Source organism: Cobetia sp. 3AK, from assembly GCF_029846335.1.
GTDB lineage: Bacteria > Pseudomonadota > Gammaproteobacteria > Pseudomonadales > Halomonadaceae > Cobetia > Cobetia marina.
Genome location: NZ_JARWKR010000005.1, coordinates 157,060 through 173,182, shown reverse-complemented (window position 1 = coordinate 173,182; position 16,123 = coordinate 157,060). Strand labels below are relative to the sequence as shown.

Below are 16,123 nucleotides of genomic sequence, written 5' to 3'. Positions count from 1 at the left end.
CCGGCATGACCGGCAAAGAGAGTACGCGCGATGACCCCGCAATCCCCCGCCGCCCGAGTGTCGAGCCACGACAGCATTGCCGTCATCGGCGCCGGCATCATCGGCCTGGCGACCTGCCGCGCCTTGCAGGCACGTGGCTATCACGTTCATTTGTATGACCCGAATCCCGTCGGTGAAGGCACCTCCTTCGGCAACGCCGGTCTGATCGCCAACTACGCCACCTCGCCGATGGCCAGCGGCGACACCCTGCGCCAGCTGCCGGGCCACCTGCTGAGCAGGCAGCCCTCCCTTGCCATCGCCCTGCGCCACACCCCCGCCCTGGCGGACTTCGGCTGGCGTTTCCTCAAGGCGGCAACGCCCACCAATTTCCAGCGCCACAAGGCAGATCTGATTGCCTTGCTGGCCAATGCCGTCGAACGTCAGCATGCCCTGATCGATGACCTGCAGACCAAAGCCACCACTGCGCTGGCCAGCCAGACAGGCTGCCTGCAGATCCAGCGCGACACCGCCATCACCCCGCCGGCGCTGGAGAAGATGGCCCAGGCCAAGCGCCGTGACGGGGTCGAATGTCAGGCGCTGGGCGCGAGCCAGCTGCGGGACATGGAACCGTCGCTCAACCCGAAGGGGCTGGCAGGCGGCCTGTTCTTCCCTGACACCCGCCACCTCACCAGCCCGCTGTCACTCAGCCACCAACTCTTCGTACAGCTGGAAGAAGGTGGCCTTGAGTGGACGGCGCAGCAGGTCGACGCCCTCACGCCGCTGACCAGTGGTGGTTGGCGCATCGACACCGCCACCACCTCCCACGAGGTCCCGCATGTCGTGGTCTGTGCCGGTATCGCGAGCAACACACTACTGGCGGGACTCGGCAAGCGTCTGCCGGTGGTCAGTGAGCGCGGCTATCACATCGAACTCGCCACCCAGCTGCCACTCTCACGCCCGGTAGGCTGGCTGGCGCATCACTTCTACGCCTCGCCAATGGCGGAAGGCATTCGCCTGGCGGGCACCACCGAGTTCTGTGCGCCTTCGCGCCCCGCCTCGCCACAGCGCTGGCAAGCCCTCACACAATGGGGCGAGACACTCTTCGGTCAGCCCCTCGACGTCGCCCGCCACTGGATGGGGGTGCGCCACTCCACCCCCGATGGCCTGCCGGTAGTGGGCGAAATGCCTGGCTGCCCCGGCCTGCTTCTCGCTTACGGGCACGGCCATCTGGGCCTGACACTCTCGGCCGAGACAGGGGATATCGTGGCCCGGATGGTGGCAGGCGAGCCCCTGCCGGGCTACGCGCGCAGCCTGTCACCGGTCAGGTTCTGCCAATGATCTCGCCTATCTGAGAGAGCTGGGTGAATGGCCTGGCCCATGAACGTGAAAGCCCCTGACAGGTTCGCCTGTCAGGGGCTTCTTGTCTCTTGCGTCAGCGCAGAGCTTGTCAGCACAGGCCACTTCAGCGAAGACCAAGTCACGGCTTGCCAGAACGCCCTTCACACCCGTTCTTTCAGGAAGATGGCGGTTGCGGACGCCCGGGCTGGGAGGCGTACTCGACACCATGTGCCTGCAGATACTCGCGGATCAACTGACGAACGACCTGAGAGGGCGTCTGGTCCTGCGTGGCACACAGTTGCTCGAAGGCCTGCTTCTTGTGGGGGTCAATCATCAAGGTCAAACGTGCGGTCTTCTTTTCCATCCTCGGCTCTCCCGAAACCATTAACATCTGATGGTAATACCGAGGGTCCGGTACAGACAAGCCAATCCCGACAGGCCAGCCCTCTGACACTGGGGGGCGGATGACGAACATGCCAATGACATGTTAATGTTTTTACCATCTCTTTATCATGAGATCGTCATGACAGGGCAGACAGTCCAGGACGACCGCCCTGCTGCTGCCTGATGCATTCGTCGTGTTCGGACATGTCACGCCATGCCCTGACACGCCAGCACCAGAGTCAGCGTAGCGTCTCCCTCCGCGAGGACCCACCACCATGCCCCCCAAGCGCTCTCCCATGCGCCTCCCCCGCATCGCCACCGGCCTGCGCTCCGCCTGGCACTCAGGCTACGGCCTCACCGATCTCCGCCAGGATATCCTGGCCGGGCTGACCATCGGCACCGTGGCGGTGCCGCTGTCCATGGCACTGGCCATCGCCGCCGGCGTCGCACCACAGCATGGCTTGTACACGGCCATCGTCGCGGGGGCGATCATTGCCATCACGGGCGGCTCACGCGTCAACGTCTCCGGCCCGACAGCGGCCTTCGTGGTGATCCTGTTCCCCATCGTTCAGCAGTACGGGCTCGGTGGCCTGCTGATCGCCACCATGATGGCGGGCGCCATACTGGTCATGCTGGGGCTGGCGCGCATGGGGCGACTCATCCAGTTCGTGCCCTATCCCGTCGTGCTGGGTTTTACCGCGGGTATCGCCGTCGTGATCGCTGTCTTGCAGGTGCCTGACTTCCTGGGGCTGAGTGTCGGTCAGCTCGGCGAGCACTTCGTGGAGAACGTCGGTCAGATTCTGGCCGCCCTGCCGACACTGAATCCTTTCGAACTGTCCATCGGGGTCTTTTCGCTGGTGGTCATGCTGCTATGGCCGCGACTTCACCTCCCGATTCCCGCGCCGCTGGTGGGCCTGTTCGTCGGGGCACTTGCCGCCTACGCCGTCAATCACGGCCTGGGCGATGACTCACATGAAATGCTGGTGCAGACCATTGCCTCACGCTTCAGCTGGGAAACGCTGAACGACAGTGGCAATGGCATCCCTCCGATTGCCCCGGCATTTCTGGCCCCCTGGCACCTGCCCGGAGCGGACGGATATCCACTGCCACTGGATTTCACCCTGATCCGCGCATTGCTGGGGCCTGCCATCGCCATCGCCATGCTGGGCGCCATCGAATCCCTGCTGTGCTCGGTCGTGTCTGATGGACTGACCAGGACACGCCATGATCCGGATGCCGAACTGATCGGCCAGGGGCTGGGCAACCTGGTGGCGCCGCTGTTCGGAGGCATCACCGCCACCGCCGCCATCGCTCGCACGGCCACCAACATCCGGTGTGGTGCCCGCTCACCGCTGGCCGCCGTGGTGCATTCCGCGGTGGTGCTACTGGCGGTGATCGCGCTGGCGGAACTGCTGGGAAAAGTGCCGATGGCCACACTGGCCGCCTTGCTGTTCATCGTCGCCTGGAACATGAGCGAGGCTCGTCACTTCGTGCATACCTTGCGCTCTGCCCCCGGCGGTGACGTGGCGATCCTGTTGATCTGCTTCGGCCTTACCGTGCTGTTCAACATGGTACTGGCGGTGGCGGTTGGCATCGGCCTGGCGGCGGCGCTGTTCATCCGCCGCATGATGCAGCTCACCCAGACCCGTCAGATCATTGACATGCCGGAGACAGACACGCCAGAGAACGATGCGCCAGAGAGCGATCCTCCACGCCAGACGCATGCCCGGGGAGAAGACACCCGAGCGATTGCGCTCTATGACATCGACGGCCCCCTATTCTTCGGCGTGGCGGAAAAGGCACTGACCTCGCTGCGCCTGGTCGATGACAAGGTCCAGATCGTGATTCTCGACATGGCCGATGTACCCAGCATGGACGGCACGGCCATCGTCGCTCTGCAGTCACTGATCGATGACATGCGCCACCAGCACGTGGCGCTGGTCCTGTCGGGGCTCCCCAGCCATCTGATCGTCAAGCTGCGCCGGGCCGGCATTCGCAAGCGCACGGGAGAACTGACCTGGTGCCGCAACCTGCCACGCGCCTTCGCGGTTGCACGGCGCTGGCTGGCAGACAAGTGACGAGTGACGAGCGCAGCCATCACGGGGTCAGCATTGCGCTCCAGAGACGACAATGCCTCTGACCGGGAATGATCAGAGGCATTGTCGTGGAGCTGAAATGGCAGGTGAAGCGCCCGCCCCCTGTGTAGCTAGGGCGTGTGCACTCCCTCGAACATGCGCCGACGCGCCCCCTCGAGATGGGCACGCATGGCACTTTCCGCGGCGGGTGAATCCTTGCCGGCGATCGCATCGATGATCGCCTGATGCTCATCCTGGACGATCCGCAGACGCTCCTCGGAGGCACGCAGCGACAGACCGCGCGTCAGATTCATGCCTTCCTTGATGCTCTGATTCAGCGAACGCAGCACGGTGGCGTAGTAGTGATTGCTGGCGGCTTCGGTAATCGCGAGGTGGAACTCGAAGTCTTCCTCGGAGGCGCGATCATGATTGAGGTTGGCCTGATTGATGGCCTCGAAACGCTGACGTATGTGCTCCAGCTGCTCTGGCGTGCGCCGCTGCGCGGCGAGGCCCGCCGCACTGGCCTCGACATTGGTGCGAAACTCGAAGCAGCGTTGTATGTCGGCGATGCTGGAGATCCGTGCGAACTCGAGCACGGCACTGTCAGGCCGATTGATGACGAAACTGCCAGACCCTCGCCGCGACACGACGAGATTGTCCTCGCGCAGACGCGCCAGGGCATCCCGCAGTACCGGGCGGGATACCTCATACAGCTCGCAGAGGCGCGCCTCGGTCGGCAGCTTCTTGTTGACGGGATAGTCACCGCTGATGATGGCGGCGAGTATCTTCTCGTAGACCACCAACGACAGTGAATGCTTGGCTGCGTCACTCATCGTGTCATGTCGCCCTTTCTCATCACTCTTGGTCCACCTTCAGGCATGTCAGATGGTGTGCGATTCTACCGGAAACCCTGCCGCATGAGGAAAGGCTACGGGGCAGCCCCCTCAATGGGTGCTCCCCCGCAAGTCCCTCTCGGTCCGACGCGTCATCTCACTCAGGCATCCTGAGGGAGTTCCGATGCCGGTGTCTGCGGTACTCGACGCCCTGCTTTCACCCCGTTGACGATAATCATGGTCCAGACCGCCACTGCGGCAATCGCCAGTACCATGGCGATGGGGCGATCCACGAAGGCCGTCAGATCCCCATTGGACTTGAGAATCGAGCGCATGAAGTTGCTCTCGACGATCGGCCCCAGAATCACCGCCAGAATCATCGGCCCGACCGGGAAGTCGTTCTCGGCCATGAAGAAGCCCACCAGGCCGATACCGAGCATGATCCAGATATCGAACATCGCATTGTTGGCTGCGAACGCCCCGACGATGCAGAACATCAGGATCAGCGGGAACAGGATACCGGTGGGAATCGACAGGATGTGTCGCGCCCCACGGATCGCCATGAAGCCCAGCGGCAACAGCAGCAGATTGGCCAGCACGAAGACCATGAAGATGGCATTGACCAACGGTGCCTGGTCGACGAAGACGTCAGGACCCGGCGTGATGCCCTTGGTCATCAGGACGCCGATGATGATCGCCGTGACCGTATCCCCCGGGATCCCGAAGACCAGTGCCGGAATATAGGCCCCGGACAACGAGGCATTGTTGGCGGAACTGGCCGAGACCAGGCCTTCTGGATGCCCCTTGCCGAACTTCTCCGGTGTCTTGGAGAGCTTGCGGCTCACGGCGTAGCTGATCCAGGACGCGATATCGGCACCGGCGCCCGGCAAGGCCCCGATCACGGTTCCCAGGGCACCGCCGCGAAGGACACCGCCCTTGTATTTCCAGAGCGCTGCGCCAACGCCTTCGAAGGGACGCTTGATGACGGGCGGCACCAGCGGCGCGGCATTGCGGGTTTCCGGCATGCGACGGATCAGCTCGGAAATCGCGAACAGTCCGATCAGCACCGGCAGAATGGAGATACCGGCCAGCAGGTCATAGTTGCCGAAGGTGAAACGCATCTGACCCGAGACGCTGTCCATGCCCACCATCGCGATGACCAGACCCGCCAGCATCGAGATTCCGCCCTTGAGCGGGTCACTGCCGGAGACGAGGATCGCGCAGGAAAGCCCCAGCAGCGCCAGCCAGAAATATTCGTCACTGGTGAACTGGATGGCGAACTCGGCAATGCGCGGCGCGAAGAAGGCCAGGATCATCACCCCGATCACCCCACCGATCATCGAGCAGGTCACGTTCAGCCCCAGTGCCAGCCCGACCTTGCCCTGCTTGCCCATCGCATAGGCTTCCTCGGTATAGACCGCCGAGGCCGGTGTGCCGGGAATCCTCAATAACGCCCCGGGAATGTCGCCGGCCACGATGGCCATGGCAGTCGCGGACACGATGGCGGCGATGGCCGGCAGCGGTTCCATGAAGAAGGTGACCGGCACCAGCAGTGCCGTGGCCATGGTGGCCGTCAGGCCAGGGATGGCGCCCATGAAGAGCCCGAAGAGGGAGGCTGCCAGAATGATCAGCATCACTTCCCACGTGAACACCATCGTGGCGGCTTGCAGTAAGTCACTCATCAGTAGATCACCTTTTCCAGCAGGCCCAGCTCTAGCGGAACGTGCAGCAATTGGCCGAAGACTTCCCAGATCACTCCCGTGGCCACCAGCGCGATACCACCGGCAGGCAACCAGCGACGATGATGGAAGGCATAGAGCAGCAACGTGAGCAGCACGAAGGACACCACCGGGAAACCGATGACTGGCGTCAGGTAGATATAGGCCACGATGGAGGCGCAGATGGCCGCCAATGTCATGATGAAGGTGATTAGCGGCACAGGGTGCTGCCAGGCAAACCAGACTTCACGATTGCGCAGCCCACGGACGAGCAGGATGGCTCCGAACAGCATCAGCAGTGCGCCGATGACCGTGGGAAAGGTACCGGCCCCATATTCCTGGCGCGGCAGGTTCTTCAAGTCGAGGGAGGCATATATGACGGCAGCCCCGAAGGCTGCCGTCACCACACCCGTGACCTTGTCGTTGGTACGCATGTGCGGTTACTCATGAAGACTCAGGAAGAAACGGTCGAACACGCTGAATGGCAGACGCTCACGGCGACCCGCGCGTTCAGTTGGCCAGGCCCAGCTTTTCGATGGTGGCAGCGTTCTTCTCATCCTGATCTTTCATGAAGGCACGGAAACCTTCGGCATCTTCCCAGACGGTGCCGTAACCGCGACCGGACATGAAGTCCTGGAACTGCTCGGACTTCCAGACCTTCTCGGTGGCTTCCGACAGGCGTGCGGTCACCTCTTCCGGCAGCCCCTTGGGCCCGACCAGGCCACGCCAGGAGCCCTGGCTCCACTCGGAGCCGGTCAGCTCCTTGGCAGAAGGCACATCCTCGAAGGAATCGACGCGATCATTGGCCAGCACCGCCAGCGCCTTGACGCGTCCGGACTTGCGCATGGACTCGATTTCCGGAAGCGAGGAGAACACGATATCCACACCACCGGCTGCCAGCTCCTGCAGACCCGGCGCGGCACCTTCACTGGGCACCAGTGTCACGTCATTCGGATTGATGCCCTGCTGATCCAGGAAGCCGGCGAAGGACAGATGATAGGCAGCCCCGGGCGCGGAGCCGGAGACGGTGTAATCGCTCGGATTGGCCTTCAGCGCCGACAGCGCATCATCCAGGGTCTTCCACTCGGAATCGGCGTTCACCGTGAAGGAGGCGTAATCCAGATTCAGCAGCGCGATGGGCGTGAAGTCCTCATAGGACAGCTGCGCGGTACCGATATGCTGGTAGGTGGCAATCTCTGCGGTGCCAAGCCCCAGGGTGTAACCGTCGGGGCGCGCCATCTTCATGGACATGTGACCCACCACCCCGGAACCGCCGGTCTTGTTGACCACATTGACAGGCTGACCGAGCTCTTCCTGAAGACCCGCCGCCAGCTGACGGCCGACCGCATCGCTGCCACCACCGGCAGACCATGGCACGATCAGCGTGATGGGCTTGTAGGGGTAGTCAGCTGCCATCACCGCGGAGGCGGACAGGGTCAGCACGGAGGCACAGAGGACTTGTGACAATTTACGCATGGCGAAGACTCTCTCGTTGTCTTGTTATGGAGGCGTTGCGTGGCTATGTCTGTTGCAGCATTGCAGCGTGGGACAGCGTCATGAAGGTTGGCGTTGGCTGCCCCAGGCACTGAGATCAGTGTCAGCGGGATGCACGAATTTTACAAGTTATGACAACTTGAACTTTAGACCAATCCAAAAATGAGCATCAGGAGGGAGGTAAGGGTTGGCTGTCGTAGGGGTCTGACGGGATCTACCTCTAGGATAGCCGAACCGGGCCAGCGAGACCCTTATCCAATGGCCGCAATCCACGGCGTATCCTGCGCATGGCCGACCACGACTAACCTTGATAACTTATTGATTTTACTTATTTATCTGTCAATCCACGACAAATCACCCTTTCCTTCATTCCAGGAAATCTCGCCTGCCCTGCCCCGAAACCAGCCCGCGTCCTGCCAGGTGCCATTGGCGGGTGATCCAGAGATACCCAACGGCGAACTGCACTAAAGCACTACTCGCCAGTTGTCATTATTTGTTTGTCGATCGTGTCTGCCTGGGCTAAGGTGACTCGTGCCGAGAGGGAGCCAATGCTCGCCGCAACTTCCTCCACCTTTCATTCGCCATGCCGCCTCCAAGAGCGTACGGCTTTCCACCGTCAGGAATCCCACATGTTCACCGATCTCAAGCAGAAGAAAGTCCTCATCACCGGCTCCACCAAGGGTATTGGTCTGGCAGCCGCCGTGGCCTTCGCCCGTGAAGGGGCAGTGGTCGGCATCAACAGCCGCCAGCAGGATGACGCCGCTCGCGACGCCATCGCCCAGATGGAAGCCACCGGTGCCCGCTTTGAATATTTCGCGCGCGACCTGTCCACCAGCGAAGGCTGCGCCGCCCTGGTCGAGGACTTCACCAAGGCCTTCGGCGGCATGGACGTGCTCGTCAACAATGCCGGTGGCCTGGGTGTGCGTGCCGGACTCGAGAGCCTGGACGATGCCGCCTTCGACCTGGTGATGGACCTGAACCTGCGCTCCGCGATCATGACGACCAAATATGCCATGCCGCATCTGAAGGCCTCCGCCAAGGATTCCGGCACCACCGCCAGCGTCATCAGCACCGGCTCCATCGCGGGTCGCGAGGGCGGTGGTCTCGGCGCCTCCCTGTACGGTGGCACCAAGGCCATGCTGCACAACCTGCACCGCAACTGGGTGAAGGAATTCACCAAGGACAACGTGCGCTTCAACATCGTGTCGCCGGGCACCATCGATACCGTCTTCCACGCCGACAAGAGCGAAGAGCTGCGTGCCAAGATCGCCGGCAGCATCGCCATGGGCCGCTTCGGTACCTCCGAGGAATGTGCACCGACCTTCCTGTTCCTCGCCTCCCACGCCACCAGTGGCTACATCACGGGCCAGGTGATCGACATCAATGGCGGCCAGATGTGCCCGTGAGGCATACCGCCCACGACGGCATCGCGCCCATGAGACGCGCCCCAGCAGCCTGAATGTCTCGCCCTCGGCCTCATGACATGTCGGCACGCAACAGTCCCGCCATGCACCGTCAGTCGAGACGAGCATTCCTTTGTCCCGCGTCGCGCCCCATGAGGGCGATGGAGGCGGGACATTGCGGACTGCGCCCACGAAAAGAACGCCCCACGAAAAGAGAGACGCCTTATGTCACCTTCCGATCAGACGACACTGCGCGGCCACCAGATCATCGGACAGCAGAGTCTGCTGGCCGACGGCAAGCCGGTACACGCCATCAATCCTGCCAACGGTGAGCGCCTGGCGCCGGGCTATCCGGCCGGTGGTGCCCGTGAGGTGGAGCTGGCCTGCCAGCTGGCACACGACGCCTTTGACAGCTTCCGGGAAACGGATGCTGAAACCCGCGCCGGCTTCCTCGAGACCATCGCCGAGGAAATCGAGGCCATCGGCGAGCAGATCACCGAGCGCGCCCTTCAGGAAACCGGCCTGCCGCGGGCTCGTCTGGAAGGGGAGCGTGGCCGTACCTGCGGTCAGCTGCGCCTGTTCGCCGGCGTCGTGCGCGCCGGTGAGTGGCTGGATGTGCGCATCGACCCGGCCATGCCGGAACGCAGCCCGATGCCGCGCGCCGACCTGCGCCAGCGTCGCATCGGCCTTGGCCCTGTCGCCGTCTTCGGGGCCAGCAACTTCCCGCTGGCCTTCTCGGTGGCCGGTGGCGATACCGCCTCGGCACTGGCGGCTGGCTGCCCGGTCATCGTCAAGGCACACTCCGCTCACCCGGGGACGTCCGAGCTGGTCGGCGGCGCCATCCAGCGCGCCGTGACACGTTGCAACCTGCCGGAAGGCGTCTTCTCGCTGCTCTACGGCAGCGGCAACACCCTGGGTCAGGCACTGGTCAATGATCCGCGCATTCAGGCCGTGGGCTTCACCGGATCACGCAGTGGCGGTACCGCACTGCTCAAGACCGCCCAGGCACGTCCTCAGCCGATCCCGGTCTACGCCGAGATGAGCAGCATCAACCCGGTACTGCTGATGCCGGCCGCGCTGGAAGCCCGTGCCGAAGGGCTGGGACAGGCCTTCATCGCCTCGCTCAACATGGGCGCCGGCCAGTTCTGCACCAACCCGGGACTGGTGCTGGCCCTCGAAGGCGAAGCGCTGGAGCGTTTCCTCAAGACCGCCGCCGACAATGTCGCGGCCAGTGCCTGCCAGACGATGCTGACGCCGGGCATCCACGACGCCTACCGGGGTGGCGTTGAGAAGCTCTCCGCCCTGCCCCAGGTACAGGAAGTCGCGCGCGGCGCACTGGATGGCGACAACGCAAGTCCGTGTCAGACCGCGCTGTTCCGCACCACCGGCAGCGACTTCCTGAGTGAAGCCGCATTGCAGGAAGAAGTCTTCGGTGCCAGCTCGCTGGTCATCGCCTGTCGCGATCTGGACGAGATGCGTGCAGTCTGCGAGCACCTGGAAGGCCAGCTGACCGCGACCCTGCACCTGGATGATGCCGACATCGACGCCGCCCGCACCCTGATGCCGGTGCTCGAGCGTCGCGCCGGTCGCATTCTCGCCAATGGCTGGCCGACGGGTGTCGAAGTCTGTCAGGCGATGGTCCACGGTGGCCCCTGGCCGGCAACCTCTGACAGCCGCACCACCTCGGTGGGCAGCGCGGCCATCGAACGCTTCCTGCGTCCGGTCTGCTATCAGGATCTGCCCGAGGCACTGCTGAGCCCGACCCTGCGTGACAGCACCCAGGGCCTGCCGCGTCTGGTGGACGGCAAGCGCCAGCTCTGAGTCATTGCCCAAGTGACGTGCAGTGAGTGACGTCTGACCGACAATACGCAGTACGGCAATTTCCATGACGGCGCGGCTTCGCCAGCCGTGTCGTCATGCAGGACAAGCACAAGGAACGGCTCCAACTACACAGGACACGCCATGATGTCTGAGCAAGCCAACGCGTCATCGACGCCATCCTCATTCTCTTCTTCCTCGCCACTGGAAATCCTCGCCTTTGGCGAAGCCATGGCGCTGCTGGTCGCCGAAAGCGAGGGCGATCTTGCACAGGTCTCGCACTACGAGCGACGCATCGCCGGCGCCGATACCAACGTGGCCATCGGCCTCGCCCGGCTGGGATTTCATGTCGGCTGGCTGAGCCGCGTGGGCGACGACAGCCTCGGACGCTATCTGCGCCAGACCCTGGAAGACAACGGGCTGGACTGTCGCCATCTGACCCGCGACGGCCATGCCCCTACCGGCCTGATGTTCAAGGCACGCGCCAGCCAGGGGGAAGATCCGCATGTCGAGTATTTCCGTCAGGGCAGCGCCGCCAGCCGCATGAATGCCAGTGACGCCGATGGCATCGACTTCAGCGCCCTGCGCCACCTGCATGCCACCGGCATTCCGCCGGCCATCTCCCCCAGCTGTCGTGAACTATCGTTCCATCTCTTCGAACAGGCCCGCCAGTCCGGTGCCAGCATTTCCTTCGATCCCAATCTGCGCCCTACCCTGTGGTCAAGCGAGCAGGAGATGCGCGACACCCTCAATCAGCTGGCAAGCCGCGCCGACTGGGTGTTGCCGGGGCTTGCGGAAGGCGAGCGACTGACCGGCCAGAAGACGCCTGAGGCCATCGCCGGCCACTATCTCGAGCAAGGTGCCAAGGCCGTCATCATCAAGCTGGGCCCTGAGGGCAGCTATTACCGCGGGATGATCGGCGGCCAGGAAGCCGCCTTCAGCGTCCCGGGCCTGCGGGTCGACAAGGTCGTCGATACCGTGGGGGCAGGCGACGCCTTTGCGGTAGGTGTCGTCAGCGCACTGCTTGAAGGGCTCTCCCCGAAAGACGCCATGCATCGCGCCAATCTGCTCGGCAGCCGTGCCGTTCAGGTGCGGGGGGACATGGAGGGCCTGCCGGATCGCGCGACGCTCAAGGCGCTCGAAGCGGGTGATGCCGTCAGCGTGTCCTGAGTTCGCGGCCGATTTCCAATGACAACCAGTGGTGATACACCCAGTGGTGACACAACCAGTAGCGACACGACCAAGGGTGACACGACCAGGGGTGACACGCCCCTGACGACAGCCTGCCGGTCAGTTCATCGCCCACGCTCTCAAGGAGGCAAGGATGCATGCACAGCACTACTCGGCCCGAGGTAGCAGCCATATGACAAGTGACGCTGACGAGTGCGTGACCCGCCGCAAGGTCGTGGTGCTCAAGGCGCTGGATGATGAGCAGATGGCCACCCTGCGCGAGCGGCATGACGTCGTGCTGCTGGAGGGGCATGACAGCGCCGAGGCGCTGGATGCGGCACTGCACGACACCCTGCACGATGCCCATGGACTCATCTGCTCTGGACACAGGATCACGGAAGCGCTGCTGGATGCCGCCCCCGCACTGCGGGTGATCTGCACGGTCTCCGTGGGCTATGACAACTACCCGCTTGAAGCGATGGACGCGCGCGGCATCCTGCTGTGCAACACCCCGGACGTGCTGACCGGGACCACTGCCGATGTCGGCTTCCTGTTGATCATGGCCACGGCACGACGCGCGGTGGAGCTGGCCAACATGGTGCGCGACGGCCAATGGACACATGGCCTCACACCGCCTCACTTCGGTACGGACGTGCACGGCAAGACACTCGGCATGGTGGGCATGGGCCGCATCGGCGCGGCGATCGCGCGGCGCGGTGCACTCGGCTTCGGCATGCGGGTCCAGTACTCGAATGCCTCCCCCAAGCCTGCGCTGGAGAGCGAACTGGGCGCGAGCCGCGTCGAGCTGGACACCTTGCTAAAGACCAGCGATTTCGTCTGCGTCACCGTCCCGCTCAGCGAGCAGACCGAACGCCTGATCGGCAGGCGTGAGCTGGAACTGATGCCCGCCAGCGCCATCCTGATCAACATCGCCCGCGGGCGTGTCATCGATGAAGCGGCCTTGATCGAGTGTCTCGAGCGTGACGGTATCCGCGGCGCCGGGCTGGATGTCTTCGAGCAGGAGCCGCTTCCGGCAAGTTCACCGCTGACGCGCCTGCCACAGGTCGTGGCACTGCCGCACATCGGCTCTGCCACCCATGAGACACGCCGCGCCATGGCGCAGCGGGCGCTGGACAACCTGCTGTTGGCACTGGCGGGGAAATCACCGCTGAGTGCGGTCAATGAAGCCAACTGGACGCGCCGGTAGACCGGTGGCCGGCAGACCGGTGGCCGGCAGTCCGGTGGCCGGCAGACCTGTGACGCCGCCCATTCGACACTTGGCTGCCAGACCAAAGTGCTGAGGGGAGCGCGGGCGAATTGCTCTATGCTCTGGACATGGATTTGGAACCATCCAAAAACGTCTCCACCCCGGCCATGAGTTCGGGATGACAACAAGAAAACGCCCAGGGAAGACGCCATGAAAGATCCCATCACGACACCGCCGGCCAAGGCAGATGCCACGGTGTCATCGCAGGCCCCGTCATCACAGGTCCCGTCATCGCAGGCCCCATCATCACAGGGCGCCTCGAGCAGCATCACGCTTCAGGATATCGCGGCACATGCCAAGGTCTCGCGCAGCACGGTCTCGCTGGTGCTGCGCGAAAGCCCGCTGGTGGCGAAACGCACCCGCGAGAAGGTACAGGACTCCATCAAGACACTGGGCTACGTCTACAACCGTGGCGCCGCCGCCATGCGCGGCAGCCGCACCGCGACCCTTGGCGTGGTGGTCTATGACATCGCCAACCCCTTCTTCGGCTCCATGGTCGCGGGGATCGATGCCGCCCTGCATCAGGAAGGCTATGTATCATTTCTCGCCAACAGCGAGGATTCCCCTGAGCGTCAGCAGCGCTTCATCGAGCGCATGCGTGAACATCGTGTCGATGGCCTGTTGCTGTGCCCCGCCGAACACTCAGACCCGAACCTGATCCATCAACTGGCCGACTGGGGCATGCCCTGCATCCAGGTGATGCGCTATCTGGACGCCCCGCCCTTCGATTACGCCGGCACCGATTTCCGGCGCGTGGCCGAGATGGCCGTCAATCACCTCGTCAGCCTGGGCCATCAGCGCATCGCCTTCATCGGCGGCGCGGACCACTCGGTCAGTCACGACCGCTGGCTGGGTTATCAGGCCGCGCTGGATCATCACGGCCTGAGCTATCGCCGCCTGGTGCGCGGCAATGGCGTGACGCGGCGCGTCGGCCATGAGCTGATCAAGACCCTGATGCAGGAAAGCCCTCGCCCGACGGCCGTGGTCTGCCACAACGACCTCGTGGCCTTCGGTGCCATGCTGGGCCTGCGCCAGATGGGGCTGGAACCCGGTCGCGACTGTGCCGTGATCGGCACCGATGATGTCGAGGAAGCCGAACTGGGCGACCCGCCCCTGACCAGTATCGCCACGCACCCCTACGCCATCGGGGAGCAGGCGGCGCGACTGGCATTGCGACGGATCGCCAATCCCGGCGGCGAGCGAGAAAGCGTCATCATGCCGCCGGAACTCAAGATACGCCGCTCCTGCGGGAGTCCTGACGACGCCATCGTCGAGACGCCTCGCCCGGACTGACGCCAACGCTTTCTCTGAACGGCGGGTCATGCCTGGAGAGCATCGGCTGGCCGCGCAACCCCCGAGCATGGACCGGCCGTCTGGAGACTGCCGGTCTGGCAAGCCGCAAGACTGCAAGACTGCAAGACGGAAAGACAGAAAGACGCAAGGCACAACAACAAACAACGCCAAGGAAAACGCCATCATGCTGAATTGGATCAATCCAACCACGTCCACCCCTGCCATTTCCCAGCGCTCACCTGTGGGCGCCCGACTGTCCAGAGGGCTGAGCAAGGGGCTGGCCGTCGCGGCCACCACCGGCACCCTGCTGGGCGCCACGCTCGGCTTCTCGGCCAGCGCCCAGGCAATGGAGCTGCGCTTCGGCCACGCCGGCACCGAAGATACCGCCTACCAGCTCGGCGCCGAGCGCCTGCGCGACCTGCTCGCCGAGAAGACCGATGGCGACATCACCATGACCATCATGGGCAACTCGGTACTGGGCCATGAAACCGAGATGTTCGAGCAGCAGATGGCCGGCGCGCTGGACATGTCCATCGTCAGCCCCGGGCTGATCACGGATTTCTCGCCCACCGCCAACGTGTTCACCATCCCGTTCCTGTATCGCGATGTCGACCACTGGCAGAAGGTGCTGGATGGCGAGGTCGGGGAAGAAATCGCCCAGAAGATCAGTGACGAGACCGACGTGAAGGTGCTGGCCTATTTCGGTGGCGGCAAGCGCCACATCGTCAGCTCGCGCGAGGTTACCTCACTCGATGACCTTGAGGGCCTCAAGCTGCGCACCAATCCGACCAAGCCGTTGATCGTCGCCTGGCAGGCACTCGGGGTCGAACCGAGCGTGGTGGCCTGGAAGGAGATCTACACCGCCATCCAGCTGGGCGCGATCCACGGCCTGCTCAATGAGCCGGAATGGACATTGCGCATGCGCTTCCACGAAGTCGCCCCCAACATCGCGCTGTCCGAGCACGACATCACCGTGCGCCTGCTGACCATGTCCAAGATGTCCTGGGACAACCTGGATGAGCAGCAGCAGAAGACATTGATGGAATCCGCGCACGAAGCGGCGGCCTACGCCCGCAAGGTGCAGCTGGAACAGGATGCGGCAGCCCTCGCGGAGCTGGAGAAGCAGGGTGCCAAGCTGCATGAGATCGACCGTGAGCGCATGCAGGAGATCGTCGCCGAGCCGCTCAAGGAAGTGATCGCCGAGATGGGCCTGCAGGACATCTACGACAAGGTACGCGCCGTCAGATAAGGCATGTCAGGCGGGGCGCCTCACCTGCAGCCAACTCTGGCCTCAGGACAGGCGCCCCGCCACCTTCCTCTGCCCCTGGCGCACGTCACCTCGCGTGTCATC

The 16,123-nt window shown here is 63.7% G+C and carries 13 protein-coding genes; 8 read left to right on the top strand and 5 right to left on the bottom strand.

All coding sequences use genetic code 11. The features are described 5' to 3' along the window. Positions 1-30: 30 nt before the first annotated feature. Positions 31-1,317: an FAD-binding oxidoreductase gene (locus QD228_RS08945; protein WP_279854819.1), complete on the top strand. Its 1,287-nt coding sequence runs from the start codon at positions 31-33 to the stop codon at positions 1,315-1,317. Between the two features lie 175 nt (positions 1,318-1,492). Here the strand turns inward: QD228_RS08945 and QD228_RS08940 are convergent, their stop codons facing one another. Continuing rightward, entirely contained in the window at positions 1,493-1,681 is a 189-nt protein-coding gene (locus tag QD228_RS08940; protein WP_084208379.1) for a CopG family transcriptional regulator, read from the bottom strand. 295 nt (positions 1,682-1,976) lie between these two features. Here QD228_RS08940 and dauA point away from each other — a divergent pair, with 295 nt between their 5' ends. Beyond that, positions 1,977-3,779, top strand: a complete 1,803-nt coding sequence (gene dauA / locus QD228_RS08935; RefSeq protein WP_279875259.1) for a C4-dicarboxylic acid transporter DauA — start codon at positions 1,977-1,979, stop codon at positions 3,777-3,779. 128 nt (positions 3,780-3,907) lie between these two features. Here the strand turns inward: dauA and QD228_RS08930 are convergent, their stop codons facing one another. The 4 genes from QD228_RS08930 to QD228_RS08915 form a co-directional block, all read right to left on the bottom strand. Continuing rightward, positions 3,908-4,609 (bottom strand): FadR/GntR family transcriptional regulator, encoded by a 702-nt coding sequence (locus QD228_RS08930; protein WP_077377578.1) that lies wholly within the window; start codon positions 4,607-4,609, stop codon positions 3,908-3,910. Between the two features lie 161 nt (positions 4,610-4,770). Continuing rightward, positions 4,771-6,291, bottom strand: a complete 1,521-nt coding sequence (locus QD228_RS08925; protein ID WP_279875258.1) for a tripartite tricarboxylate transporter permease — start codon at positions 6,289-6,291, stop codon at positions 4,771-4,773. Next, positions 6,291-6,761: a tripartite tricarboxylate transporter TctB family protein gene (locus tag QD228_RS08920; protein WP_084208377.1), complete on the bottom strand. Its 471-nt coding sequence runs from the start codon at positions 6,759-6,761 to the stop codon at positions 6,291-6,293. The genes QD228_RS08925 and QD228_RS08920 overlap by 1 nt, the downstream gene beginning before the upstream one ends. A gap of 76 nt (positions 6,762-6,837) precedes the next feature. Then, a complete protein-coding gene (locus tag QD228_RS08915) occupies positions 6,838-7,803 on the bottom strand; it encodes a tripartite tricarboxylate transporter substrate binding protein (RefSeq protein WP_084208376.1) in 966 nt (321 codons plus the stop codon). 647 nt (positions 7,804-8,450) lie between these two features. Here QD228_RS08915 and QD228_RS08910 point away from each other — a divergent pair. From QD228_RS08910 to QD228_RS08885, 6 genes are all read left to right on the top strand, one after another. Further along, a complete protein-coding gene (locus QD228_RS08910; RefSeq protein ID WP_054557138.1) occupies positions 8,451-9,227 on the top strand; it encodes an SDR family oxidoreductase in 777 nt (258 codons plus the stop codon). Between the two features lie 222 nt (positions 9,228-9,449). Next, positions 9,450-11,045 (top strand): aldehyde dehydrogenase (NADP(+)), encoded by a 1,596-nt coding sequence (locus QD228_RS08905; RefSeq protein WP_176503800.1) that lies wholly within the window; start codon positions 9,450-9,452, stop codon positions 11,043-11,045. 144 nt (positions 11,046-11,189) lie between these two features. Beyond that, complete coding sequence (locus QD228_RS08900) at positions 11,190-12,212, top strand: sugar kinase (RefSeq protein ID WP_279875253.1); 1,023 nt, start codon at positions 11,190-11,192, stop codon at positions 12,210-12,212. A gap of 193 nt (positions 12,213-12,405) precedes the next feature. Further along, positions 12,406-13,419 (top strand): D-glycerate dehydrogenase, encoded by a 1,014-nt coding sequence (locus tag QD228_RS08895; protein ID WP_279875251.1) that lies wholly within the window; start codon positions 12,406-12,408, stop codon positions 13,417-13,419. A gap of 210 nt (positions 13,420-13,629) precedes the next feature. Next, positions 13,630-14,772, top strand: coding sequence for a LacI family DNA-binding transcriptional regulator (locus QD228_RS08890; protein ID WP_279875248.1), 1,143 nt, complete (start codon positions 13,630-13,632; stop codon positions 14,770-14,772). Positions 14,773-14,956: 184 nt separating this feature from the next. Next, positions 14,957-16,021: a TRAP transporter substrate-binding protein gene (locus QD228_RS08885; protein WP_279875246.1), complete on the top strand. Its 1,065-nt coding sequence runs from the start codon at positions 14,957-14,959 to the stop codon at positions 16,019-16,021. The last annotated feature ends 102 nt before the right edge of the window (positions 16,022-16,123 follow it).